The 25,548-nt window shown below is 69.1% G+C and carries 22 protein-coding genes; 14 read left to right on the top strand and 8 right to left on the bottom strand.

The window, feature by feature from the left end:
• The first annotated feature begins 83 nt into the window (after positions 1 to 83).
• Positions 84 to 629 carry a 4-hydroxyphenylacetate 3-monooxygenase, reductase component gene (gene hpaC, locus AC1Z3W_RS03895; protein WP_057925850.1) on the top strand — a complete coding sequence of 182 codons (546 nt, stop codon included), beginning with the start codon at positions 84 to 86 and terminating at the stop codon, positions 627 to 629.
• Between the two features lie 53 nt (positions 630 to 682).
• On the opposite strand, the gene AC1Z3W_RS03890 is transcribed toward hpaC, so the two are convergent.
• Positions 683 to 1,942: a YbfB/YjiJ family MFS transporter gene (locus AC1Z3W_RS03890; protein WP_057925851.1), complete on the bottom strand. Its 1,260-nt coding sequence runs from the start codon at positions 1,940 to 1,942 to the stop codon at positions 683 to 685.
• A 501-nt stretch (positions 1,943 to 2,443) separates the two neighbouring features.
• On the opposite strand from AC1Z3W_RS03890, the gene AC1Z3W_RS03885 reads away from it, so the two are divergent.
• Both AC1Z3W_RS03885 and AC1Z3W_RS03880 read left to right on the top strand, forming a co-directional pair.
• Positions 2,444 to 2,566 carry a hypothetical protein gene (locus AC1Z3W_RS03885; protein ID WP_006752127.1) on the top strand — a complete coding sequence of 41 codons (123 nt, stop codon included), beginning with the start codon at positions 2,444 to 2,446 and terminating at the stop codon, positions 2,564 to 2,566.
• Positions 2,567 to 2,624: 58 nt separating this feature from the next.
• Positions 2,625 to 3,578 carry a CgnE/CgnB domain-containing protein gene (locus AC1Z3W_RS03880; RefSeq protein WP_483507075.1) on the top strand — a complete coding sequence of 318 codons (954 nt, stop codon included), beginning with the start codon at positions 2,625 to 2,627 and terminating at the stop codon, positions 3,576 to 3,578.
• Positions 3,579 to 3,586: 8 nt separating this feature from the next.
• Here AC1Z3W_RS03880 and AC1Z3W_RS03875 read toward each other — a convergent pair whose 3' ends face one another.
• Both AC1Z3W_RS03875 and AC1Z3W_RS03870 read right to left on the bottom strand, forming a co-directional pair.
• Positions 3,587 to 4,096: a GNAT family N-acetyltransferase gene (locus tag AC1Z3W_RS03875; RefSeq protein ID WP_057925853.1), complete on the bottom strand. Its 510-nt coding sequence runs from the start codon at positions 4,094 to 4,096 to the stop codon at positions 3,587 to 3,589.
• A gap of 40 nt (positions 4,097 to 4,136) precedes the next feature.
• Complete coding sequence (locus AC1Z3W_RS03870) at positions 4,137 to 5,195, bottom strand: AraC family transcriptional regulator (protein ID WP_483507074.1); 1,059 nt, start codon at positions 5,193 to 5,195, stop codon at positions 4,137 to 4,139.
• Between the two features lie 142 nt (positions 5,196 to 5,337).
• Between AC1Z3W_RS03870 and AC1Z3W_RS03865 the strand changes: the two genes are divergently transcribed.
• From AC1Z3W_RS03865 to AC1Z3W_RS03845, 5 genes are all read left to right on the top strand, one after another.
• Positions 5,338 to 6,759, top strand: coding sequence for a coniferyl aldehyde dehydrogenase (locus tag AC1Z3W_RS03865; protein ID WP_483507073.1), 1,422 nt, complete (start codon positions 5,338 to 5,340; stop codon positions 6,757 to 6,759).
• 26 nt (positions 6,760 to 6,785) lie between these two features.
• Entirely contained in the window at positions 6,786 to 8,513 is a 1,728-nt protein-coding gene (locus AC1Z3W_RS03860; protein WP_483507072.1) for a GMC family oxidoreductase, read from the top strand.
• Complete coding sequence (locus AC1Z3W_RS03855; protein WP_483507071.1) at positions 8,500 to 10,953, top strand: alpha/beta hydrolase fold domain-containing protein; 2,454 nt, start codon at positions 8,500 to 8,502, stop codon at positions 10,951 to 10,953. The genes AC1Z3W_RS03860 and AC1Z3W_RS03855 overlap by 14 nt, the downstream gene beginning before the upstream one ends.
• A gap of 553 nt (positions 10,954 to 11,506) precedes the next feature.
• Positions 11,507 to 11,821 carry a type II toxin-antitoxin system RelE/ParE family toxin gene (locus AC1Z3W_RS03850; protein ID WP_483507825.1) on the top strand — a complete coding sequence of 105 codons (315 nt, stop codon included), beginning with the start codon at positions 11,507 to 11,509 and terminating at the stop codon, positions 11,819 to 11,821.
• Positions 11,818 to 12,147, top strand: a complete 330-nt coding sequence (locus AC1Z3W_RS03845) for an addiction module antidote protein (protein WP_006752118.1) — start codon at positions 11,818 to 11,820, stop codon at positions 12,145 to 12,147. The genes AC1Z3W_RS03850 and AC1Z3W_RS03845 overlap by 4 nt, the downstream gene beginning before the upstream one ends.
• A 15-nt stretch (positions 12,148 to 12,162) precedes the next feature.
• Here AC1Z3W_RS03845 and AC1Z3W_RS03840 read toward each other — a convergent pair whose 3' ends face one another.
• Positions 12,163 to 14,181: an LssY C-terminal domain-containing protein gene (locus AC1Z3W_RS03840; protein WP_483507070.1), complete on the bottom strand. Its 2,019-nt coding sequence runs from the start codon at positions 14,179 to 14,181 to the stop codon at positions 12,163 to 12,165.
• A gap of 108 nt (positions 14,182 to 14,289) precedes the next feature.
• Positions 14,290 to 14,742 carry a hypothetical protein gene (locus AC1Z3W_RS03835; RefSeq protein WP_057925860.1) on the bottom strand — a complete coding sequence of 151 codons (453 nt, stop codon included), beginning with the start codon at positions 14,740 to 14,742 and terminating at the stop codon, positions 14,290 to 14,292.
• Positions 14,743 to 15,048: 306 nt separating this feature from the next.
• Between AC1Z3W_RS03835 and AC1Z3W_RS03830 the strand changes: the two genes are divergently transcribed.
• Positions 15,049 to 15,696, top strand: coding sequence for a response regulator (locus AC1Z3W_RS03830; protein WP_124835333.1), 648 nt, complete (start codon positions 15,049 to 15,051; stop codon positions 15,694 to 15,696).
• Positions 15,693 to 17,492 (top strand): sensor histidine kinase, encoded by a 1,800-nt coding sequence (locus AC1Z3W_RS03825; protein WP_057925862.1) that lies wholly within the window; start codon positions 15,693 to 15,695, stop codon positions 17,490 to 17,492. The genes AC1Z3W_RS03830 and AC1Z3W_RS03825 overlap by 4 nt, the downstream gene beginning before the upstream one ends.
• A 46-nt stretch (positions 17,493 to 17,538) precedes the next feature.
• On the opposite strand, the gene AC1Z3W_RS03820 is transcribed toward AC1Z3W_RS03825, so the two are convergent.
• Both AC1Z3W_RS03820 and AC1Z3W_RS03815 read right to left on the bottom strand, forming a co-directional pair.
• Positions 17,539 to 18,849 carry an MFS transporter gene (locus tag AC1Z3W_RS03820; protein WP_057925863.1) on the bottom strand — a complete coding sequence of 437 codons (1,311 nt, stop codon included), beginning with the start codon at positions 18,847 to 18,849 and terminating at the stop codon, positions 17,539 to 17,541.
• Between the two features lie 111 nt (positions 18,850 to 18,960).
• A complete protein-coding gene (locus AC1Z3W_RS03815) occupies positions 18,961 to 19,977 on the bottom strand; it encodes an ABC transporter substrate-binding protein (RefSeq protein ID WP_124835334.1) in 1,017 nt (338 codons plus the stop codon).
• A gap of 284 nt (positions 19,978 to 20,261) precedes the next feature.
• On the opposite strand from AC1Z3W_RS03815, the gene AC1Z3W_RS03810 reads away from it, so the two are divergent.
• Positions 20,262 to 20,927 carry a response regulator transcription factor gene (locus tag AC1Z3W_RS03810; RefSeq protein WP_057925865.1) on the top strand — a complete coding sequence of 222 codons (666 nt, stop codon included), beginning with the start codon at positions 20,262 to 20,264 and terminating at the stop codon, positions 20,925 to 20,927.
• Positions 20,914 to 22,335: a sensor histidine kinase gene (locus tag AC1Z3W_RS03805; RefSeq protein ID WP_124835336.1), complete on the top strand. Its 1,422-nt coding sequence runs from the start codon at positions 20,914 to 20,916 to the stop codon at positions 22,333 to 22,335. Before AC1Z3W_RS03810 ends, AC1Z3W_RS03805 begins: the two co-directional genes overlap by 14 nt.
• Before the next feature lie 295 nt (positions 22,336 to 22,630).
• Here the strand turns inward: AC1Z3W_RS03805 and AC1Z3W_RS03800 are convergent, their stop codons facing one another.
• A complete protein-coding gene (locus tag AC1Z3W_RS03800; protein WP_044845386.1) occupies positions 22,631 to 23,062 on the bottom strand; it encodes an Lrp/AsnC family transcriptional regulator in 432 nt (143 codons plus the stop codon).
• Between the two features lie 295 nt (positions 23,063 to 23,357).
• On the opposite strand from AC1Z3W_RS03800, the gene AC1Z3W_RS03795 reads away from it, so the two are divergent.
• Positions 23,358 to 24,437, top strand: coding sequence for an ornithine cyclodeaminase (locus AC1Z3W_RS03795; protein ID WP_057925867.1), 1,080 nt, complete (start codon positions 23,358 to 23,360; stop codon positions 24,435 to 24,437).
• 59 nt (positions 24,438 to 24,496) lie between these two features.
• On the top strand, positions 24,497 to 25,498 hold the full coding sequence (gene ctlX, locus AC1Z3W_RS03790) for a citrulline utilization hydrolase CtlX (RefSeq protein WP_483507069.1): 1,002 nt from the start codon (positions 24,497 to 24,499) through the stop codon (positions 25,496 to 25,498).
• Positions 25,499 to 25,548 lie beyond the last annotated feature (50 nt).

Below are 25,548 nucleotides of genomic sequence, written 5' to 3'. Positions count from 1 at the left end.
CGTACGCTTGAGTCAAACGTCGACGATCCGATGCCGCATCGACGGCAGGCACGATCGCCGCCCTCATTCACCCAGGAGCGCCCATGTCCGCAACGACCGATACCCCGCAACCGGCACGCGCCGAACCGACCGACGCGCAAAAGGCCTTCCGGCAAGCGATGGCCCACCTCGGTGCGGCCGTCAACGTGATCACGAGCGCGGGGCCGCACGGCCGCTGCGGGATCACCGCAAGCGCCGTCTGTTCCGTCACCGACGCGCCGCCGACGCTGCTCGTGTGCCTGAACCGTTCGAGCGCGATGCACGCGATCTTCGAACGCAATCGGCACGTGTGCATCAACGTGCTGCCGGCCGAGCACGAGCTGCTCGCGCGGCATTTCGCAGGGCTCACCGAGTTGCCGATGGAGCGCCGCTTCGAGCTGCCGGTGTGGGATCGCGGCGAGCAGGACGTGCCCGTGCTGCGCGATGCGCTTGCGAGCCTGCAGGGCACGATCGCCGAGATGAAGGAAGTCGGCTCGCATTCGGTGATGTTCATCGAGGCGACGTCGATCCGCGTGCGCAACGACGGCGACAGCCTCATCTACTTCAGCCGCGCGTTCCATCGCGTGTCGCGCACCGCCTGCGTGCGGTAACGGTCAGGGCAACGAAACGGTGCCGCGCTCGCCGGACGCGCGCTCACGCAGGGCTACGCCGCCGCCCGCAACGCGCGCTGGCCGGCCGCGAGCGCCGCGCCCGCGAACAGCGTCAGCGCCGAATACACGAGCCCGCGCGCGAGCCCCGCGCTGTCCGACACCCAGCCGATCGCGACGGGCCCGGCGATCTGCCCGAACGCGAAAACCGTCGTGAACGCGCTGATGCCTTTCGCCCAGCCTTGCGGCGGCAGGTTGTGGCGCACGAACGCGGTGGTCGCCGCGACCGCCGACAGGAACGTCGCGCCGAACAGCACGCCCGACGCGAACGCGGCCGCCGGATGCACGAACAGCGCCGGCATCAGCGTCGCGACGCCGAGCAGCGCGTTGAGCACGGCCAGCGCCTGGCCGCCGCGCATCCGGTCGAGCAACCCCGACCACAGCCGTGCCGACACGACGGTCGCGACGCCGAGCACCACGTAGAACGCGGATACGATCGTGCCGCTCATTCCCGCGCCGCGCAGCAGCGCGACGATGAACGTCATGTAGCCGATATACCCGACACCGAAGAGGCCGTAGCCCGCGAGCGCGAGTGCGAAGCGCGCGGGGCTCGCGGTCGCGGCCGGCGCGGCGCCGTCGCGCGGCGCGGACGGTGCCGCATGCATGCGCTCGATGCGATGCGCGGCCGACACGGCCAGCATCGAGAACAGCACGCATGCGGCGGCGAGCGCGAACCACGCGGGCTGCCAGCCGTGCGCGTGCTGCGCGCCAGGCACGAGCGTCGCCGGCACGAGCAGCGACGACGCGACGATGCCCCACCCCGTGCCGCCGTAATAGAGCCCGAGCAGCAGCCCCGCATCGCGCGGCGACGCGGACGCGAGCCGCGCGGCCAGCACGCCGCCGCTGATGAAGATCAGCGCGCTGCCGACGCCCGTCGCGAGCCGCTCGACGAGCAGCGCATGCATGCTCGACGAGAGCCCGCATGCGGCCATCAGCACCGCGGTCAGCGCGCAGCCGGCCGCGAGCAGCGTGCCGGTGCGCCAGCGCCGCGACAGGAACGGGAACGTGAGCGCGCCGATCAGGTAGCCGGCCGCGTTGGCCGTGTTCAGCGCGCCGGCCTGCGCGAAGGTCCAGCCGAGATCGGCCTTCATCGGCGGCAGCAGCAGCGCATACGAGAAGCGCGCGAGACCGAGCGCGATCGCGCTGCCGAGCGACAGGCCGATCGCAAGCCGCCATGCGGCCATGTGGTCGGGTTCGGTGGCGCCGGCATCCGGCCGTGCTCGGCCGGCGTGCTCGGGCTGCGGCGCTGCGCGCATCGCGGTGTCTCCATCGTGGTTCGAATCGTGCCGCCGGGACGGCGGTGCGCGCGTGGTTGCTGCCCGCGCGTGAAGTCGTCAGATGGTGCCAGAAAATCGGCGCTGCCGCCGGAGCCGGCTCGCCCGCAGCCGGCCGCCGATTCGCGGGCACGATCGTCGCGCACGCGGCGTTCGTGAATGGTGGAAATCGAAACGATCGATACGATTGGATTCAGGGTTTAAAAAAGCCATATGAATCGATTAATCGGTCACGGCCCCGATATTCGATAAAAAATCGATGCGCTTCATAAGATTCGATTTATTCGCCTTCATCGCACGACGTCGAACGAACCCGCTTGTTTAGCACGTTTCGGCTAAAAACCTTGCAACGCATTGCATTCGCGAAATCGTCAGACTAATATCGACGCCACTCGTCCGGTATTCAAAAAATGCCGGATGAGCGGCGGTAATCCCTTTACCGCGCTTTCATGTTGAATCGCTGTTCACCACAGGAGAATTGACATGCAGGAAACCCGGCAGATCGAATTGCTTGACTGGATGCAGGAAGACACGCATCCCGAGGCCGTCGACATGATGGTCGAGGATGCCGTGGTGCCGTTCGGCACCGCGCTCTGGCCGGTCTGAGCGGCCAGCCCGTTCCCGCGGAAGGGCCGCGGCCCTTCCGCCGCCTCCGGAGACACGCATGCTGAACCTGCATCGCGCGCTGGGTTGTCATCCGGCGCTGCGCGACAAGCTCGCACGCGGCGAGACGGGCAAACTGCTGGTCGGCTACGACACCCGCAATCGCGACACCGCGTTGCGCGCGTTTTCCGCCCTGCCCGACTCGCTCGATGCGACGATCCTCTGCCTCGAAAGCACCCCGCCCGCGGACCTCACCGCCGCGCTCGCGCACGCCGACCTGTTCGTGCTGCTGTACGACCCGTCGTGCCTGCCGACACCGTCGCCGAGCGGCCCGCCGTTCCTGGCCGCGATCCGTCCCGCGATCGTCGGGCACTGGAGCAAGTCGGTGCTGTTCAAGGATTACGGCCCGCATCTCGACGAGGCGTTCGCCGAATCGCTGGACGACATCGCCGCGCGCAACGGCCGGCTGATCGAAGCGGCCGCGCGCGCGTCGCAGATCCGCTTCATCGACGAAGCCGGCAACACGCTGGCCGGCTCGCTTTCCCCGGACCAGAAATGGACGAGCGTGGACGGGATGGGCAATCTCGACGTCGTGCCCGGCGAGATCGCGACACACGTCACCGATCTGCACGGCTCGATCGTGTTCAGCGGCACGTTTCTCGGCACCGTGCCGTTCGCGATCAAGTACCGCGTGGTCGAGCGGCTCGCGACGCTGCATGTCGAAGACAGCGTGATCGTCGATTTCGACAGCGACGACGCGGGCTTCCGGCGCGACTTCGCGTCATATCTCGACCGGCATGACAATCACCGGCGCATCGAGGAATTCGGCATCGGCACGAACCTGGGCATCCGCGGGCTGTACGGCCGCAACGCCGGATTCGAGGAACGCCATCCGGGCCTGCATCTCGGCCTTGGCGGCGGCGCGAACGGCAGCCACCACCTCGACCTGATCTTCGCGCGCGGCACGCTCGCGTTCGACGAGCGGATCGTGTTCGACGGCACGTTCGCCGTCTGACTCGAGAATCAGGCTTCGGCGGCCGCCGCGTCGCCGAGCCACTTGAACATCACGAAGCAGTCGACGAAGCCGAGCCGCGCGTGACGATATGCGCGCGGCAGCCGGCCGACGATCTCGAAGCCGAGCTTCTGCCACAACGCGACCGCCACTTCGTTCGTCGCGACCACCGAGTTGAACTGCATCGCGAGGAAGCCGCGTTCGCGCGCCACCTGCTGCGAGTGCTCGCACATCAGGCGCGCGACGCCCTTGCCGCGCGCGGCCTCGCCGACCATGTAGCCGCAGTTGCACACGTGATTGCCGGGCCCGGCCGCGTTCGCCTTCAGGTAGTACGAGCCGAGCAGCACGCCGTCCTCCTCGGCGACCCACGTGCACAGCGGCGCGTCGAGCCACAGCGCGCGAGCGGCTTCGCGCGTCTGCGCCGGATCGAATGCATAGGTCTCCTGCGCGGCGACGATCGCGTGGTATGTGGGCCAGAAGCGGGGGAAGTCGTCTTCGGTCATCGGGCGAAGCGTGATCATGCGGATTTTCTCGTGAAGGAGTGGGAGGATGCGCGCGGTGCTACGCCGCGTCGCTGCGGGCGCCGTCGTGCAGCAGGCCGCTGCGATAGGTGCCCGGCGGCACGCCATACCAGCGCTTGAATGCCTGCGAGAAACTCGACAGGTCGCTGAAGCCGAGCCGCTCGGCGACTTCCGTCAACGACAGATGTGCATCGCCGAGCAGCGTCTCGGCCATCGCGCCGCGCGCCTGCGCGAGCAGCGTGCGGAACGTCGTGCCTTCTTCCTGCAGCCGGCGCTTCAGCGTGCGCGGGCTCGTGTTCATCAGCCGCGCCATGTCCTCGAGCGAGAACGGCACGTTGCCGGGCGTCGCCGTCAGGTATTGCCGCACCATCTCCGACGTACCGACCCGCGCGCGCCGCGCTTCGACCAGCTGGCCGCACATCTGCTCGCACATCGAGACCGTCAGCGGATTCGCATGCGGCAGCGGCCGGTCGAGAAACGCACGGTCGAACGCGAGGCTGTTCGCGCGCGCGCCGAACGCGGGTTCGACGCCGGCGATGCGCGGTGCGGATGCGCGTGTGGACGTGGATGCGCTCGCCGCGCTCGCGGCCTGCATCGTGAAGCGCGACAACGCGAAATCGCCGCCGCCGATTTCCTGCAGCAGCACGGCCGCGGCCGCCATGTCGCGCTCGACGAGGAACCGGCTCAGGTCGGCATCGAGCTCCGGCGCGCCGAAATTGAGCACGCACGTCTGCGGCTCCTCGCGATACGTGATCACCGTGAACGCATACGTGAGCGGCAGGAAGCGCATCGCGAGCGCCAGCGCGTCGCGCGTGGTCGCGCTCGCGATCAGCCCGTAGCCCCACACGCCGTACGCGGAGAAGTGATAGCGCTGCCCGACCTCGAACCCGAGGCCCGGCGCGCGGCCGAGCGCGCGCAGCAGGTTGCCGGTCAGCCGCAGTTCCTGCGCGGCCGTCACCTCGACGTTCGGATCGTCGAGCTGCGCGTCCGCGAGGCCCGTGCCGGCCAGCAGCTTCGTGCGCGACACACCGCGTTCGTCGCCGAAATCGACCAGCAGCCGCGCGCTGGCCGGACTCCGGGTGAAGTCCCAGAAGCTCATGCGGAGAAACCCTCGAAGCGCCGATTTGGCCCAAATACTAAAACAATTGTCCCGAAGCAGCATTGGTGTTTTCCCATGCGGCCCGCACCATCGGCGTCATCAGTCGTCGCCTGAACGACGTCAACGCCCCGGAGGAGACACCATGCGACCCAGTCGCCCGCCCGACCTCGCGACCCGCTTCGAACGCCAGCGCGAAGCATTCGCCCGCGACCCCGCCCCGCCGCTTGCGATCCGCCTGTCGCGGCTCGATCGGCTGCGCGCGCTGCTCGATACGCATGAAGCGTCGATCGTGCGCGCGATCGACGCCGATTTCGGCGGACGCTCCGCGCACGAAACGCGTCTCGCCGAACTCTTCGTGGTTCGAAGCGGCCTGCGCCATGCCCGCGCACACCTGCGGCACTGGATGCGCGAACGCCGCGTGCCGACCGCCGCGCACTTCCGGCCCGGCTACAACCGGCTTGCGCCGCAGCCGCGCGGCGTCGTCGGCGTGATGGCTCCGTGGAACTATCCGCTTCAGCTCGCGATCGGCCCCGCCGTCGCGGCGCTCGCCGCCGGCAACCGCGTGCTGATCAAGCCATCGGAACTGACGCCGCGGCTGTCGGCCCTGCTCGACACGATCGTCGCCGACGCGTTCGACGCCGACGAGCTGGGCATCGTGACGGGCGACGTCGACATCGCGAAAGCGTTCGCGCGCTTGCCGTTCGACCATCTGTTCTTCACCGGCTCGACCGCGGTCGGGCGCGACGTCGCGCAAGCCGCGGCCGCGAACCTGACGCCCGTCACGCTGGAACTCGGCGGCAAGTCGCCCGCGATCCTCGACCCGTCGTGCGACGTCGCGCAGGCGGCCGGGCGCATCGCGTTCGGCAAGCTGCTCAATGCCGGCCAGACCTGCATCGCGCCCGACTATCTGCTGGTGCCGGCCGGCACCGCCGAGACCGTCGCCGCGCGGCTGTCGGACGCGATCGCACGCCGCTACCCGACGCTCGCCGGCAACCCCGACTACACGGCGATCATCGGCGCGCGGCATCGCGACCGCCTCGCGGCGCTGGTCGACGACGCGCGCGATGGCGGCGCACGCGTGCTCGAAGTCAATCCGGCCGGCGAACGCTTCGCCGCGGGCTCGCTCAAGTTCGCGCCGACGCTCGTGCTCGGCGCGCGCGACACGATGCGGGTGATGCGCGAGGAGATCTTCGGCCCCGTGCTGCCGATCGTCGAATATGCGGACCTCGACGACGCGATCGACCGCGTGAATCGCGGCCCGCGCCCGCTCGCGCTGTACTGGTTCGGCCGCGACGCCGCGCGCCGCGATCGCGTGCTGCGCGAAACGGTGTCGGGCGGCGTCACGGTCAACGACTGCCTGTGGCATCTCGTACAGGAGCATCAGCCGTTCGGTGGCGTCGGCCCGAGCGGCATCGGCGCGTATCACGGCAAATGGGGGTTCGACACGTTCAGCCATCACAAGCCCGTGTTCCACCAGGCGCGCCGCAGCGGCACCGCGCTGTTCCATCCGCCGTACGGCAAGACCTTCGAGCTGCTGCTGCGCGTGCTGACGCGCATCGCGTGATCCATCGACCATCGGGAGACGATTTCTTGAGCAAGACTTTCGACTACATCGTTGTCGGCGGCGGTTCGGGCGGGTGCGTCGTCGCCGGACGCCTGACCGAGGACCCGGCCGTCACCGTCTGCGTGCTGGAGGCCGGCGGCCGCGGCGACAGCGCGGTCGTCAACGTGCCGACCGGCGCGGTCGCGATGATGCCGACCCGCGTGAACAACTGGGCGTTCGACACGGTGCCGCAGCCGGGGCTCGGCGGGCGCATCGGCTATCAGCCGCGCGGCAAGGCGCTCGGCGGTTCGTCCGCGATCAACGCGATGGTCTACATTCGTGGCCATCGCGTCGATTACGACGGCTGGGCCGCGCTCGGCAACGAAGGCTGGTCCTACGACGACGTGCTGCCGTACTTCCGCCTGAGCGAGCACAACGAGCGCTTCGACGACGCGTTTCACGGCCGCGACGGCCCGCTGTGGGTCAGCGACCTGCGCACCGGCAACCCGTTCCATGCACGCTACCTGGAAGCGGCGCGGCAGGCCGGCCTGCCGCTCACCGACGACTTCAACGGCGCGCAGCAGGAAGGCGTCGGCATCTACCAGGTCACGCAGAAGCACGGCGAGCGGTGGAGCGCGGCGCGCGCGTATTTGCTGCCGCATGTCGGCCGTCGCGACAACCTGACGGTCGAGACGCATGCGCAGGTGTTGCGCATCCTGTTCGACGGCACGCGTGCGACGGGCGTCGAGGTGCGGCAGCACGGCAAGGTTCGCACGCTGCGCGCACGGCGCGAAGTCGTGCTCGCGGCCGGCGCGCTGCAGACGCCTCAACTGCTGATGCTGTCGGGCGTCGGTCCGGCCGGCGAACTGCAGCGGCTCGGCATTCCGGTGCGCGCCGAGCTGCCCGGCGTCGGCCGCAACCTGCAGGATCATCCCGACTTCATCCTCGGCTACCGCACGCGCAGCGTCGACACGATGGGCGTGTCCGCGCGCGGCGGCCTGCGCATGCTGCGCGAGTTCGCGCGCTTTCGTCGCGAACGGCGCGGGATGCTGACGTCGAATTTCGCGGAAGGCGGCGGCTTCCTCAAGACGCGTGCGGACCTCGATGCGCCCGACATCCAGTTGCACTTCGTCGTCGCGCTCGTCGACGATCATGCGCGCCGGCTGCACGCCGGCCACGGGCTGTCGTGCCATGTGTGCCTGCTGCGGCCGCGCAGCCGCGGCTCGGTCACGCTGCACAGCGCCGATCCGCTCGCCGCGCCGCGCATCGATCCCGCGTTCTTCGACGATCCGCGCGATCTCGACGACATGGTCGCCGGCTTCCGCATCACGCGCCGGCTGATGGAAGCGCCGGCACTCGCCGAATGGATCACGCGCGACCTGTTCACCGCGAACGTGACCACCGACGACGAAATTCGCGACGTGCTGCGCCGGCGCACCGACACCGTGTATCACCCGGTCGGCACCTGCCGGATGGGGCGCGATGCGCTCGCGGTCGTCGATCCGCAATTGCGCGTGCACGGCCTGCAGGGGCTGCGCATCGTCGATGCGTCGATCATGCCGACGCTGATCGGCGGCAACACCAACGCGCCGACGATCATGATCGCCGAGAAGGCCGTCGACCTGATCCGCGGCGTGCGGCGTGCACCGGCACGTTCGCCTGCCGATACCGAATGCGAACCGGCCACCGTGCCGACACACCGCGATACCGTCCCTGCGTCGTGCGCGTCGCACGATGCAATCCAGCTCGAGGAAACCCGCCATGTCGTCGCCTGAAGCTTCCCGTCCTGCCGAAACCGCCGCGCCGCTGTCGGCGATCATCATCGGCGCCGGCTTTGCCGGCATCGGCATGGCCGTCGCGCTGCAACGCGCCGGCATTCACGACTTCGTGATCGTCGAGCGCTCGCACGACGTCGGCGGCGTGTGGCGCGACAATCGCTACCCGGGTGCCGCGTGCGACGTGCCCTCGCATCTGTACTCGTTCTCGTTCGAGCCCAACCCGAACTGGTCGCGCGTGTTCGCGCCGCAGCCCGAAATTTACGCGTACCTGCAGCATTGCGCGCGCAAGTATGGCCTCGCACGCCATCTGCGTTTCGGTGCCGAGGTCGAGCGCGCGCAATACGACGAAGCCCGTGCGCTGTGGGATGTCACGCTCGTCGACGGCACGACGCTCAGTGCCGCCATGCTCGTCAGCGGCACCGGTCAACTGAGCCGCCCGGCGATGCCCGACCTGCCCGGCATCGACACGTTTCGCGGCCGCGCCTTCCACTCCGCACACTGGGATCATGACTATCCGCTCGCCGGCACGCGTGTGGCCGTGGTCGGTACCGGCGCGTCGGCGATCCAGTTCGTCCCGGCGATCGCCGGCGACGTCGAGCGCCTCTTCGTGTTCCAGCGTTCGCCCGCCTATGTGATCCCGCGCCCGGACCGCGCGTATCGTCCGTGGGAGCGGGCGCTGTTCCGTCGGCTGCCGTGGGCGATGAAGCTGCATCGCGCGGCGATCTACGTGCGCTACGAATCACGTGCGATCGCATTCACGCGGCTGCACGGACTGATGGATGTCGCGATCGGCCGGCCGTTCCGCAAGCTGCTCGCACGCGACGTGCGCGATCCCGTGCTGCGCGAACAGCTCACGCCCGACTATCCGATCGGCTGCAAGCGGCTCCTGCTGTCGAGCGACTACCTCGCCGCGATCGGCCGCGACAACGTCGAGCTCGTCACGCAGCGCATCCGGCGCGTGACTGAAACCGGCATCGAGACCGACGACGGCGTGCATCATCCGGTCGACGCGATCGTCTACGGCACCGGCTTCGCGGCGACCGCGTTCCTGTCGCCGATGCGCATCACCGGCCGCGACGGGCTCGACCTGAACGACGCGTGGCGGCGCGGCGCGCAGGCGTATCTCGGGCTCACCGTGCCGGGCTTTCCGAACTTCTTCATGCTGTACGGCCCGAACACCAACCTCGGCCACAACTCGATCGTCTACATGCTCGAAAGCCAGATCGCGCACGTGATGCGCTGCGTGCGCGCGATGCGGCGCGACGGCGCGCGTGCGATCGACGTCGACCCGCGTCGCTACCGGCGCTACAACACGCATGTGCAGCAGCGGCTCGAAGGCTCGGTATGGAGCGGCTGCAAGAGCTGGTACGTCGATGCGTCGGGCCACAACAGCACGAACTGGCCCGGCTTCACGCTGACCTATCGATGGATCACGCGCTTCACGGGGCTGTCCGCGTATCGCTTCACGCAGCCGCTGCCCGGCACGGCCACACCGACGCAAGGAGCCGTCGTCGCGCCGCCCGCCGGCCGCACGGAAGCACTCGCCGCCGCATCGCTGCGCGGCTTTCTGCGGGTGGCATTCCGGCCGTTGATCGGGCCGCCGTTCGGCGCGCGCATGCAGCGCCGAGTCGTCGCGCTGCTGTCGCCGCTGATGCCGGGCACGTGCGGCACGCTGCGCTACCGGACGTCCGCCGCCAGCGTGCCGGTCGAGGTGATCGCGCCGAAGCGCGGCGACACGGGCGGCGCGATCCTCTACCTGCACGGCGGCGCGTTCTGCCTCGGCGGCCCGCACACGCATCGCGGCGTGACGACGCGGCTCGCGACCGAATCCGGCCTGCCGGTGTGGGTGCCCGACTATCGGCTCGCGCCCGAGCATCCGAGCCCGGCGGCGCTCGACGACGCGCTGGCCGCATACGATGCGTTGCGCGCGCAAGGCTGTGCGCCGCACCGGATCGTGCTTGCCGGCGATTCGGCCGGCGGCGCGCTCGCGCTGGCACTCGCCATCGCGCTGCGCGAGCGTGGCGAGCCGGCCGCGGCCGCGCTGCTGCTGATCTCGCCCGTGACCGACCCGGCACTCAGCGGCGACACGCTCGCATCGCGCCGCCGCGACGATCCGATGATCCGTCGCGGCTGGCTCGAACAGGGGCTGCGCTGGTATCACGGCGCAGGCTCGGTGGCGGCGCGCGGCCCGCTCGACACCGACTTGCGCGGCCTGCCGCCGATCCTGATGCAGGCCGGCGACCAGGAAGTGCTGCTGTCGGATGCGCAGCGGCTCGCGGCGCATGCGCTCGCGTGCGGCGTGCCATGCCGGCTGGAGATTCATGCCGCGCGCTGGCATGTGTTTCATCTGCAGGCGTTCTATCTGCGCTCGGCGCGAGACGCGCTGCGGACGCTGGCGGGGTTTGCTGCGCAGCGGGTGGCGGCGACGGCGCAGTGATGCCGGCGATGCCGGTGTCGAGGCAGCGGCACGCGGCTGCCTCGATCGTCCCGCTTGCAACCGTGCGACACCCTCTTGCCCAAACCTGTCGCTTATTTTTTCCGGCACGCGTGGCCGGCATGATCGCCGCAAGCCTCGGCGCGATGCCGCGACGGCCGCACCCGCGAAGCAGTAACGCGGTTGGGCCTGCCGGCGTCGCCCGTCGCGTCGTGCGGCGGCGCGCTGGGTCAGCCGTTCAAGCCGTTTCCCCCACACGGCGCGTATCCCGAACGCGCCGATGAGATCGGCCGTTCGGCCGAATCGTCATCGCACGCCCCGAATGAAAGAATGAGCGTCGTTCGGGAAGCCAGCCTCACCCACCTTCCCCGAAACCCCGAGCCACGACGGCACCGCAGGCATTCCTGCGCAGCGCCTTTGCATGATGCTTCGTCTCGATTCGGCAGTCGGCCCGCGTACGCGTCACTTCGTCCGCCTCATCCGACTGACGATGCAATCACGTGGATACCTTGACCCATGATGTAGCTTATAAGTTACAACTCTCTCCAAGTTCGAACTGCTTCGCTATCAACGCGACGACGGTCGCGAGCCCTTCACCGAATGGCTGAACGCCGTGCGCGACAAGGTCATCCAGGCACGGATTCGCGAACGCCTGCGACGCGTGCAGACCGGCAATTTCGGCGATTGCGAGCCTGTCGGCGAAGGCGTGATCGAACTGCGCATCCACGTCGGTGCCGGCTATCGCGTGTACTTCGGCCGGTACGGCAGTGCGCTGGTGCTGCTGTTGTCCTGCGGCGACAAGCGCAGTCAACCCGACGACATCAGGCATGCGAAGGAACAGGGGTTCAACTGGAAACGGAGGCAAACATGAACAAGCTCAAAGGCGCGGTATCGCACCACGATGCGGAAGTCGCCGAACTCGGCGCCGACCGCGAACTCGCGGTGGCCTATCTGCGCGTCGCGATGGAATCGCTCGACGATCCCGACAACCGCGCGGCCGCGCTGCTCGCGCTGCGCACCGTCGCGGAAGCATACGGCGGGCTCGGCGCGGTCGCGGCGGAAGCCGGGATCAGCCGCGAATCGCTGTATCGCACACTGTCGCCCAACGGCAACCCGACGCTGAAAACCCTGCTCGCGGTGCTCAAGACGGTCGGCCTGCGCCTGTCCGTCGTCCCCGCGCAACCGGCGCATGCGTAACGCGGCCCCCGCGCTTCAAGGCTGCACCATCCACACGAGCACCATCGCGGCCGGCGCCACGCTCATCCCCGCCGGCGGCTGCTCGATCGTCGGCTCGACCTTCAGTGCTCGCGCGATCGTCGCCGCATCGTCGACCGTCGTCGTGTGCACGGTCGTCATCAACCGCGCGGGCCGATGCAGCGTCTCGCGGTACAGCGCGCCGTACCACAGCGGCCGCATGCCGAGCGCATCCTGCAGCACGTACGGATAACGCCACAGCCGCAGCACGAGACGGCTGTCCGGATCGGCCGGATCGACCCGCACGAACACGCGGCGCGTGCTCTCGCCGTGGGTGTAGCGCGGCAGCACGGGCAACGCATCGGCCGACGCCTGCGGCAGCAGCCAGCGCAGCGCGGTGGCGGGCGACCACGGCGTCGCGCGCTGCCAGCCGGCCAGCGACAGATGGCGATCGAGCGTGTCCGACGTCGCGCACCATTGCAGCGGCAGATATTCCTCGCGATCGCCGCCGATCTCGGTGCGCCGCGTCGGCACGCGCTGCCACCCGCCGCGCATCCACTGATCGACGGTCATCGCGACGACGTCGCCCACATGCGGACGCGCCGCACGATCGAGCTGCCACTGCACGGGCACGGTCCACACGCCGGCCGTCGCGAGCACGACGAGCACCGCAACGAGCGCACCGCGCGGCTGCACGTGCTCGCGCACCTGCCAGTACGCATAGGCGCCCGCCAGCACCGCGAACCACGCGAACCCGAGGCTCCAGCCGCCGAGCAGGCCCGACAGCCACGTATCGCCGACATACAGCCGCGCGAAGCCGCCGAGCACGATCCACAGCACGACCGCCGTCACGACCGGAACGCGCCACGGCGCGGGGCGGTCGCGCGTCAGCACCCAGCCGATCCCGCTGCTCGCGAGTATCGCGAACGCCGCATCGGCATCGGGCAGCGGCACGTGCAACGCGCCGGGCGGCAGGCTCGCGGGCGTCGAGCCGGGCATGCCGGCGCCGAACGCCGGCACAAGCACGACCGCGATGCCGATCGTCGCGAGCCACCATGCGGACGTCACCCAGCAGCGATGGATCATCAGCCAGACGAGAAACGCGGCCGCGACGATCAGCCCCGTATCGTGTCCGTGCAATACCGCGAGCGCGCGCATCGCGGCATCCACGGGCGGCGTGCGCAGGTTCTGCAGGAACGCATACAGCGCGATGTCGGTGTGCATCAGCGGATCGTTCGCGACGATGTCCTGCACGATGCCCGCGAACAGCCACACGCAGCCGACGAACAGCAGCGCGAACACGGGCACCACACCCGGCAGGCGGCGCAGCTTCCCGAGCCCGTCGTGCAGCCGGGCGGCAAAGCGTGGCCAGCGGTGCGTGCATGCGTGCACGGCCGCGCCGGCCGCCCGGCACAGCAACGGCCAGCCGCGCCGCAGCGCGAGGCGCACACCGAACCACACGAGCGCGACCAGCGCGGCAAGCACCAGCAGGATCGCGGCGACCCGCACGCTGATCGCCGCGGCCAGCACCGCCGACGCGCCGAACAGGACGCCCGGCGCGACGTGCACGGGCGCCCAGATCAGCGCCGACACGATGTTGACCGGGTAGAACGACCGGCGCGGCAGCGTCGCGCAGCCGACCACGACCGGCACGACCGCGCGCACCGGCGCCAGGAAGCGCGCGAGCACGATGCTCTTCATTCCGTGGCGCAGCACGAACTCCTCGCCGCGTGCGTAGGCATCCGCGTAGCCGAGACGCGTCCAGCCGTTGCGGATCGCACCGCGGTAGAGGCGTCCGAGCTCGTAGCTGATCCCGTCGCCGACGATCGCACCGGCGGCTGCGACGCCGATCGTCGTCCAGCCGTCGAGCGCGCCCGCGCCGATCAGCGTGCCGGCCGCGAACATCACGGCGCCGGCCGGCACGACCGTGCCGATCAGCGCGATCGCCTCGGCGCAGGCGGTGGCGAACACGACCGCGAGCACCAGCGCCGGATGCGCGCCGATCGCGCCCAGCCACGCGTGGATCGTGGCGCTCATCGCGGGCCGCGCGGTGTGGCGGCGCAGCGAGCCTGCACCGGGCCGGCGGTGGCGTGGGAAAGGTTCATCGGAGTGTGTGCGTGTGCGCGTTCGCGCCGGCCGGCGGGGTCAGTCGAACTCGTGTTGCCGCGCATCGGCCTCGAGCGGCGCGTCGTGGTAGCCGACCGTCGCGATCTCGTGCAGGTAGCGCGCGAGAAACGCGCCGATCGAACCGGCCTCCTCGTACTGATGCACGTGGCGGAACTCATGCGTGAGCAGGCGCCGCGTATCGTGGCCGCGCAGCACGAACACCGCATGGCCGAGCGTGAGGCCGATCGTCCCCGGCGACAGCAGCCCGGTATCGCGCGCGATCCCGCCCAGCGCCGGCGTGTCGGGAAACGGCAGCCGGTCGGCGACCACGACGCGGATCCGCTCCGGTTGCGCGACACCCACGGCACGCGCGTCGTCGGCCTGCGCGGGTGTCAGCGGCACGCCCTGCGCGAGCCCGTGCGCCGCCTGCGCGTCGGCCCATGCAACGGCGTCGGGCAGTGCGGACGGCAGGATGTCGGCGAGATCGATCATCGTGGAGCTCCTCGGGTCGGGACGGTGCAATCGGGCACCAGTTTATCTCTGAATCAGGGCGATCCGCGAGGCGCCGCGCCCGCCGCACTGCGGCGATTCCTCGGGAATACCCACCCCGTCTGACCCTATCGCCTGTACCATTTCACGCTGATTATTTCGTTGCAGGGCAAATTCCACATCCGGATGTCTCAAAAATTTCCCGAAGGGGCACCTTTTCCGGCTCCGGCGGAATATATTGGTCAGAAGAACGGCCGCGGCGACAACCGGCAGAGCAGCCCGCGGCGTCATCCCGAAGAGGACCGCTAGATGATCAGGGTAATTCTGGCTGACGATCACGCAGTCATGCGGGACGGACTGCGTCACATCCTGGAAACGGCCGGTGGTTTCGAAATCGTCGGCGAGGCGAGCGACGGTACGGCCACGCTCGCACTGGCCGAGCATCGCGCCGCCGACGTGCTGCTGCTCGACCTGTCGATGCCCGCGCCGACCGGTATCGAGCTGATCCGGCTGGTCAAGACGCATGCGCCGTCGCTGCGCATGCTGGTGCTGACGATGCATGCGGAAACGCAGTACGCCGCGCGCGCGTTCAAGGCCGGCGCGACCGGCTACCTGACGAAGGACAGCGCGACCGCCGAGCTCGTCGCGGCCGTCACCAAGGTCGCAGCGGGCGGCGTGTACGTGAGTTCGTCGGCTGCCGAGAGCCTCGCGCGCACGCTGCGCGCGCCGGCCGAGATGCTGCCGCACGAACGGTTGTCCGCGCGCGAACTCGACGTGATGCGCCGCATCGTCGCGGGGCAGACGGTCACGCGGATCGCGTCCGAACTCACGCTGAGCGCGAAGACGGTCAGCACCTACAAGACGCGCATTCTCGAGAAGATGGAGCTGCCGCACGAAGCCGCGCTGGTGCGCTACGCGGTGCGCCACGATCTCGACCTCGGCGTCGACGACGCATGATGTCCGCGTTCCGCTTCCGCTCCGCGGCCCCCGAAGACGACGACGACGCGCCGGATCCGGCGCGCCTGTTCATGTCGTCGCTGCCGCCCGGCCGGCGCGAGCGTCGGCTCGCGATCGCAACGGTGATCGTGTCGGCCGTGATCTTCGCCGCCCTCGCGCCGTTCGCGGGCATGCCGCTTGCTCGCGTGTGGGGCTTCATTCCCGTCTACCAGTCGGCGATCGTCGTCAACGACATGGTGACGGCCGGCCTGCTGCTCGGCCAGTACGCGATCCTGCGCGAGAAATCGCTGCTCGCGCTCGCGGCCGGCTACCTGTTCACGGGCTTCATGGCCGGCACGCACATGCTGACCTTCCCGGGGCTCTTCACGCCGACGGGCCTGCTCGGCGCGGGCGAACAGACCACCGCGTGGCTGTACCTGTTCTGGCACGGCGGCTTTCCGCTGGCGGTCGCCGCGTACGTGCTGCTGCGCACGGCGCCGCGCGCCCGCGCGCCGTCGCTCGAGCGGCGGCGCGCGGCGGTTCCGCTGCTGCTTTGCATCGTCCTGACGGCCGGCGCGACCGGCGCGCTCGCACTGCTCGCGACCGCCGGCCACGACCTGCTGCCGCGCATCATGCAGGGCAACCGGATGGCCCCGACGATGACCTACGCGATCGCGGTCGTCTGGATACTCAACCTGGCCGCGCTCGTGCTGATGTGGCGGCAGCGGCACCGCCATTCCGTGCTCGACCTGTGGGTGATGATCGTGCTCGTCGGGTGGCTGTTCGACATCGCATTGGCGTCGATGCTGAACCATGGACGCTTCGACCTGGGCTTCTACGCCGGGCGGACCTACGGGCTCGTCGCATCCGCCGTCGTGCTGTTCGCGCTGCTGTTCGAGAACGGCCGGCTGCATGCGCAGACGGTGCGTGCGCTGGCCGGCGCACGCTATCAGCACCTGCTCGTCGTGCAGAAGAGCGCGCAGCTCAACGAAGCGAACGAACGGCTCGAGCAGCGTGTCGCGGCGCGCACCGCGCAGTTGAGCGCGTCGAACCGCGACCTGCGGCGCGAAGTCGAGGAGCGCGTGCGCGCGGAGCGTGCGCTGCAGGCGTCGCGCGAGGAGCTGCGCGAGATCTCGGCGATCAGCGCGACCGCACGCGAGGCCGAACAGCGCCGCATCGCACGCGAACTGCACGACGAACTCGCGCAGACGCTCGCGACGCTGAAGAACGATCTCGAATGGCTGCTCGACCACGTGCCGCAGGACGACGCGCTACTCGCGCGCAAGATCGCGGCGATGCATGCGCTCGCGCGCGGCGCGGTGACGGCGACGCGGCGCATCGCGTCGGACCTGCGTCCGCTGATGCTCGACGATCTCGGGTTCGCGGCTGCGATGCAGTGGCTCGTGGAGGACTTCCAGCACCGTCACGGCATGGCGTGCGCGCTGCATGTCGAGCCGGGCGAACTGCAGCTCGACGAACCGTACGCGACGGCCGTGTTCCGCATCGCGCAGGAAGCGCTCGCGAACGTCGCGCGGCACGCGGCGGCATCGAACGCGACCGTGACGCTCGTGTACCACGACGAAATGATCGGACTGACGATTCGCGACGACGGTGCGGGCTTCGATCCCGCGGCGCCGCGCAAGTCGGGATCGTTCGGGCTGGTCGGGCTGCGCGAGCGCGCGTATCTGGTCGGCGGCACGCTGCGGATCGATACGACGCTCGGCGAAGGAACGACGGTGGAGGTGGATATTCCGGTGTCGTCGTCGCATGTGGCGCTTGCGCATGACGGACGGGGGACGTCGCGGACGGAGGGGTAACATCGGGAGCAGGAACCGCGCGGAACCGCAGCCCCTGGCCGAACGCTCACGCCCGCGCCGCCACCATCCCCCGCTCCGAGCGCGTCCACGCGACCAGCGCACCGATCCCGAGCAACGCGAGACACACGATCGGCACGATCATCGGCCCGAACGCCGTGCCCGTCACCTTGCCCGCGAACGGCATCAGGTTCTGGCTGAAGAAGCCGCCGAGGTTGCCGATCGAGTTGATCGCCGCGACGCTCGCCGCCGCACGCGCGCCGGTGAAGTAACGCGGCGGCATCGACCAGAAACACGGATACAGCAGCGGGATGCACGCACCGCCGAGCACGAGCGCGATGAAACGCAGTGGCGTCGACGGCAGCACGAGGCTCAGCAGGAAGCCCAGCGCGCCGAGCGCCGCGACGATCGCGATCGTGCGCAGGATGCTCTTCGCGCGGCGCAGCTTCGACGGCAGCCACAGCAGCAGCAGCACCGCGAGCGCCCACGGCAGCATGCTCAGCAAGCCGTTCGTGCCGCTCGACACGCCGAACGATTTCACGATCGTCGGCAGCCAGTACGTGACGCCGTACAGCGACGTCGACATCAGCATGTAGGTCGCCGCGAACAGCATCACGCGCGGATCGAGCAGCGCCTTCCACGGCTGAGCATGCTCGGCTTGCGCGGGCTTCTCGCGTTCGAGCGCGGCCGCGACGATCTGCTTCTCGCGTTCGTCGAGGAACGGCGCATCGCGGAACGACGCCGGCAGCACGCGGAACACGACGACCGCGACGAGCACGGCCGGGATGCCCGTCGCCACGAACACCCACTGCCAGCCCGCCAGCCCCCACACGCCGTTCAGGCTCAGCAGCACGCCGCCGACCAGCGAGCCGAGCATGTTCGCGAGCGCGCTGCCGAGCGTGAAGATGCCGAGCACCTTCGCGCGGTAGCTCTGCGGAAACCACAGCGTCAGGTAATAGATCACGCCCGGATAGAAGCCGGCCTCCGCGATCCCGAGCAGGAAGCGCAGCGAACAGAACGCGGGCATCGACGTCGTGAAGCCCATCAGCACGGTGATGAGGCCCCACGTCAGCATGATCCGCGCGAGCCACACGCGGGCGCCGTAGCGGTGCAGCGCGAGCGTGCTCGGCACCTCGAACAGCAGGTAGCCGATGAAGAACAGCGACGACGCGAGACCGAACGCGGCCTCGGTCATCCCGAGGCTGTGCACCATCTGCAGTTTCGCGAAGCCGACGTTCTGCCGGTCGATGAACGCGATCAGGAACATCACGACGAGGATGGGCAGCAGGCGCCGCGCCATCTTCGACATGATGCGCTGCTCTTCGGCGGACGCGGGGTCCAGGGTTTCGGTGGCATTCACTGCGGGCTCCTCCGGGAATCGGTTGCTTGTCGGTTGAATCGGCGCCGCGCGCGACGAACGCGCGGGCGCAGGGTATTCGATGAAATGGGGTCCGGCGGCGGACGGCGGCGCTCAGCCTGTCCGGTAGTCGTCGAGCATCGGCGCGAACATCTCGTGCCACGCGCGCGGCTTCGCCTTGATCGTGCCGGCGAGATAAAGGAATTCCACGTAGTCCATCAGCTGGTTCGGCCGCACCGAGAAGCGCGTGTCCGGCGCGGCGAGCATCTGCATCACGTCGTCGTGCGACACGCCGACACCCGACGACGACGCATACAGCGCGGCCGCCGCGCGCGGATCCTGCGCGATCAGGCGGTTCGCTTCGTCGAGCGCGCCGAGAAACGCCGCGGCCAGTGCAGGCTCCGTGTCCACGAGCCGCTTCGGCGCGAACACGACGTCGAGCGTCATCGGGCCGAGCACGTCGACCGAATTCACGATGCGATGAATGCCGGGCTGCCGCAATTCGAGCGTCGAGAACGGCGGCGACGTGAAGTGCGCGGTGACGCCGTTCTCGCGGCGGATCAGCGCCTGCATCGCCTGCGGATGCGGCAGGTTCACGGTGATCGAATCGAGCTGCGCGAAATGCTTCGCGCCGAGCTGCCGGCTCGCGACCATCTGCAGCACGACCGCCGACAGCGACGTGCGGATGCCCGGCACCGCGATCCGGTCGGCCGGCGTGAAGTCGCGCAGCGTCGCGAGGCCCGGACGGTTCGCATTGAGCGACAGCGACGTCGTCGACAATCCGCTGATGCCGATCACCTCGACGTTCGGAATCCCGCGCGCCCGCGCCCACAGCTCGATGAAGCCCGGCGCGCCGGCCCCGGCGAAGTCGAGCGTGCCGGCCATCATCGCGTCGTTGACCGAATTGCCGCCGTCGAGCAGCACCCAGTCGACCGCGACGTCGCGCAGCCCGTGCCGCGCCGCGTGCCGCTCGAACAACCGCTGCTTTTCCATTACGAGCAGCGGCAGGTACAGCACGCCATAGCCTTTCGAGATCCGTACCGTGCGCGGCTTCGAGCGCACCAGCGACGGCGCGGCGAGCGCGCCGAGGCCGGCGGCGAGCAACGCGCGGCGGCGCGGCGACGTCGTCATGCGCCCGCCTTCCCGGCACACACGGCACGGCCGGCGCACGCCATCGCATCGGCCGCCATGCGGCTGCGGCCAGCTTCGCCGCACCGGCGAGCGCCGGGCGGCGGCGCGCTGTGCCGCGCGTTCGTCGCTTCCGCTTCCTGCTGCATGTTGCCGTCTCCTGTGGTTCTGGTATTAATGGCCGTCTTCGCTTGTTCCGGCTGAATACAGGTTATCGAGCGAGTCTGAGAAAATGCTGACATCCCGACCCCGGGAAAACCCGTAACCCTCTACCTGCAAACGGCACCATGCGCATTCTCGTCGTGGAGGACGATGCCGAAATCGGCGCGGCGATCCGCAGCCGCCTCGCGCGGCTCGGCCATGCCGTCGATCTCGAAACCGACGGCTCGACCGCGAACAGCCTGCTGCGCGTCGAGCGCTTCGACCTCGTCGTGCTCGATGCGAACCTGCCCGGCCTCGACGGCTTCGCGGTGCTGCGCAACCTGCGCGCGTCGGGCAGCACGACGCCGGTGCTGCTCGTCACCGCGCGCTCGGCGATCGACGATCGCGTGAGCGGCCTCGGCCTCGGCGCCGACGACTACCTCGTGAAACCGTTCGACTACCGCGAGCTCGATGCGCGCGTGCAGGCGCTGCTGCGCCGCAACAGCGGCCATGCGAACGACGTCCTGACGCTCGGCGGCCTCGTGATCGACCGCAGCAGCCGTCTCGCGGAACTCGACGGCCAGCCGCTGTCGCTGTCGCGCCAGGAGTTCGCGCTGCTCGAGATTCTCGCGAGCCGACCGCAGCGGATCTTCTCGAAGGACGAGCTGCTGAACCAGCTGTTCAGCTTCGGCAACGAGCCGACCGCGAACGCGGTCGAGCAATACGTGACGCGCGTGCGCAAGAAGCTGCAGGGCAGCTCGGTCGAGATCCGCACCGCGCGCGGGATGGGATATCAGATTGCCGCGCATTGACTGGTTCCCGAAGACGCTGTTCGGGCGCACGCTGCTGTTCATCGCGCTCGTCGTCGCGACCGGCGCGCTCGCCCTCGCGGTGATCGCACGCTACTACGCGGGCGTCGCGGCCGAGCGCGCATACGACCAGTTGCTTGCGGGCGCATCGATCCAGGTCGCGGAGAACCTGTACGTGCAGGGTGGCGTGCTCGCGCTGAATCCGCCGGTCGCCGCGCTGTCGACGCTGTCGCGCTACGACCTCGTCTACTACAAGGTCGTCGATTCGCGCGGCGTCGTCGTGGCCGGCTACAACGATCTCGCGAGCCCCGCGACGCTCGCCGCCGCGAAACAGGGCCCGGCGTTCGCGAACGCCGTCTACCAGGGGCACAGGATCCGCACCGCGACCATCGCACGCTACATGCCCGAGGAAAGCACGCCGGGCTGGGCACTCGTTACCGTTGCGCAGACAACCAATGCACGACAGCAGCTCACGAACGACATGAGCATCAAGGTATGGACGCTGATCCTGCTGATGAGCGTACTCGCGATCGGCGCGAGCGGCCTCGCGATCCGGCGAGGATTGCGCCCGCTCGCGCAGATCGGCACGATCATCGCCGCGCGCGACCCGGCCGACCTGCGGCCGGTGGCCGTCGATACGCCGAGCGAGATCGACGCGATCATCGGGTCGATCAACGGGCTGATGCGCCGGCTGGCCGAGCGGATCAACGCGATGCAGCGCTTCATCGCCGACGCCGCGCACCAGATGCGCACGCCGCTCGCACGGCTCGACGCGCAGATCGAACTGCTCGACGGCGAGGCCGATCCCGCGCGTCATGCGGCGCGGCTCGATGCGCTGCGCGCGACCTGTTCGGATGTCGGGCGCCTTACCGGGCAGTTGCTCAATCATGCGATGGTGATCCATCGCACCGAGGTCGTGCCGCTGCAACCCGTCGATCTCGTCGCGCTCGCGAAGGATGTACTGGGCCGCACGATTCCGCTCGCGGACGCGCGCGACGTGGCTGTCGCGTTCGCGAGCGATGCGCCGCATGCGTGGATCGACGGCGATGCGATCAGCTTGCAGGAGGCGTTGTCGAACGTGCTGCACAACGCGCTGCTGCATGGGCATGCGGACGATATCGTCGTGTCGGTAGCGACCGCGGGCAACGTGGATGATGCAGTCACGCTGACCGTCACCGACAACGGTCGCGGGATTCCGCGCGAACATTGGGATGCGGCGTTGCAGCCGTTCGTGCGGATCGCGCCGGACGGCACCGAGCGCCGCACGGGGTCGGGGCTCGGGCTCGCGATCGTGCAGGAAGTGATGAAGGCGCACGGCGGGCGCGTGGGGTTCGCGTTTCCCGATGCGGGCGGGTTCGCGGTGGTGCTGACCTTTCCGCGGGCAACGGGGACGCGCGCCCGCAACGCATGAAGCGACGGCCGCTGGCGTACCGCTGGGCCTCTTCTCGCGCCACCGACGCCGCCACCGCCTGCCCACCCGGATACGCATCGCGCACACGCTCTCATCAAGAGGCGTTCTCGCGGGACCATGAAGCGCGACACACGACACGCCTCGTCTGCAGCACGTAGTGCGGATCACCCACATGCGAAAACGTCCGACTATGACTTGCCGTTCGTGCCTCTGCCCGAAGCCCTGCGACGGTGCTCGGGTGTGTTTAACCTGATCATGCGCGACGCAAGCGGCCTGTCACGTGCGCCGCCATGCGTCACGCCTTGTGCGTCGACAACAAAATACTCGTCTCGGTATTCGCGATCCCGTCGATCAACCGAATCGCGCCAAGCACGCGATCGAAATGCTCGAGCGAATCGGCGTGCAGCTCGGCGACCAGATCCCAGCGCCCGTTGGTACTGTGGATCGACGCGACGTTCGGATGCCCGCGCAGCACCTTCACCACTTCGGCACCGCGATTGCCCTGCACCGCGATCGACATCAGCGCGCGGATCCGATGCCGCTCGGCCGCCGGCTTGAGCCGCACCGTATAGCCGACGATCACGCCGTTCTTCTCCAGCCGCGTCAGCCGGTTCTGCACGGTCGCACGCGCGACGCGCAACGCCTTCGCGAGGGCGACGACGGGCATTCGCGCGTTGTCGCGCAGCAGCGCGATGAGCTGCCGGTCGACGTCGTCGAGCGTAATCATGAACGGATCTTCCTGTTGAGCATGAGCCGGCCGCCAGCGTGCCGGACGGTGTGCATTTCGACTAGTGCAATTTGAACAAACTGCCATATCTGGCCAGCAATTTGCCAAGTCTATCGATAAATTTGCCACTTTTGCCGTCTTTTTGTTGGCTCGACTCCCGGAAATAATGACTCCATCGACCGGCTGCACACGCCGGACAACGCTTTTGATGGAGCCGGGGCCCGGGCCGAAGCGCCCGCCCCGGTCAACCAGGACGCCTGGACACCCGTACCGGCAAAAAAATGGAGACAGACCGATGACTCGCTTCCTCGACGTTCCCGCCACCGCCCGACTGATCGCCAAGACCGGCGTCACGCCGTTCCTGCGTGAGCTCGTCGACACGCTGCGCGCCGATTACCTGCACTGGGCCGACTTCGACAAGTCGCCGCGCGTCGCCTGCCATTCGCGCGACGGCGTGATCGAGCTGATGCCCGTCGCGAACGCGTCGCTGTTCGCGTTCAAGTACGTGAACGGCCACCCCGTCAACGCCGCACGCGGCATGCACACGGTGATGGCCTTCGGCGCGCTCGCCGAAGTCGACACCGGCTACCCGCTGCTGCTCGCCGAACTCACGCTGACCACCGCGCTGCGCACGGCCGCGACCTCGGTGCTGGCCGCGCAGGCACTCGCCCGCCCCGACTCGCGCACGATGGCGCTGATCGGCAACGGCGCGCAGAGCGAATTCCAGGCGATCGCGTTCCACACGCTGCTCGGCATCGAAGAGATCCGCGTGTTCGATGTCGATCCGCACGCGACCGACAAGCTGGTGCAGAACCTCGCCGCCTATCCGGCCCTGCGCGTCGTGCGCGCCGCATCGACCGCCGACGCGGTGCGCGGCGCCGATATCGTGACGACCGTCACCGCCGACAAGGCCTACGCGACGATCGTCACGGCCGACATGATCGAGCCCGGCATGCACCTGAACGCGGTCGGCGGCGATTGTCCCGGCAAGACCGAACTCGAAGCCGGCGTGCTGACCGCGGGCCGCGTGTTCGTCGAGTTCGAGCCGCAGTCGCGCATCGAGGGCGAGATCCAGCAGATGCCGGCCGACTTCCCGGTGACCGAACTGTGGCGTGTGCTGCAGGGCGAGACGACCGGCCGCGAACGCGCGGACGAAGTCACGGTATTCGACTCGGTCGGCTTCGCGCTCGAGGACTACTCGGCGCTGCGCTACCTGTACGCACTGGCGCAGCAGCACAACGCGGGCGTCGAGATCGCGCTGATTCCGCCGGCCGTCGATCCGAAGAACCTGTTCGCGCTGATCGACGATCCGGCCGCGATCGCGCAGGGTCACGCGGCGTTCGTGACCGAAGCCGTCGCTGCGTTCGCGCGCTGATCGTCATCGTCGGGCGGCGTGCGCGCCGCCCGCCTCACCGCCTCTCGCCTCTACCGTTCATGAATCTCGTATCGATCCAGGCGCCCGCCGCCGTCGTGATGATCCGGCCGCACCGCTTCGTGCCGAACCCGCAGACCGCGGCCGACAACGCGTTCCAGCGCATGGCGGCCGGCGGCGCGAACGACACGTCGTCGGTGTCGGCCGCCGCGCGCGACGAAGTCACGGCCGCCGCGCAAACGCTCGCCGATGCAGGTGTGCGCGTACACGTGTTCGACGACCACGGCGAGCGCGACACGCCCGACTCCGTGTTCCCGAACAACTGGTTCTCCACGCATCCGGGCGGACACGTCGCGCTGTATCCGATGTATAGCCCGAACCGCCGCCGCGAGCGGCGCGCCGACATCATCGAAATGCTGAAGGCCGAGTACCGCGTGCAGGACGTGATCGACTACTCGGGGCTCGAATACGACGACGTGTTCCTGGAAGGCACCGGCGCGATGGTGCTCGATCACGTCGCGCGGATCGCGTACGCCGCACGTTCGCGCCGCGCCGATCCGGTCGCGCTCGAGCGCTTCTGCACGAACTTCAACTTCGAACCGATCTGCTTCGACACGGCCGATGCGAACGGCCGCCCGATCTATCACACGAACGTGATGATGAGCGTCGCCACCGAATTCGCGATGGTCGGCCTCGACCTGATCGCCGACCGCCGGCGCCGTGACGAGATCGCGCAACGCCTCGCCGAAACGGGGCGCACGGTGATCGCGCTCGATCACGCGCAGATCGCGAATTTCGCGGGCAATACGCTGGAACTGTCGGGCAAGGACGGGCGCGTGCTCGCGCTGTCGCGGCGTGCGTTCGACTGTCTCACCGGCGACCAGCGCGCGACGATCGAGCGCTCCGCGCGGCTGCTGCCGCTCGACGTGCCGACGATCGAACTGGCCGGCGGGTCGGTGCGTTGCATGTTGGCGGGGATTCATCTCGCGCGGCGCTCGGCAGCGGACAGCGTGACGGAAGTTGCGTCAGTCACGCGGCAGCACGAGCCGGCGCTTCAGCACTGAAAACAGCGATCGGCTACCGATGCGTGGCGCCGGCAACCGCTATCCCGATG

This window comes from Burkholderia sp. 10_S31 (genome assembly GCF_056930375.1).
The sequence above is the reverse complement of the archived record's forward strand: the minus strand, read 5'-3'. Positions and strand labels throughout refer to the sequence as shown.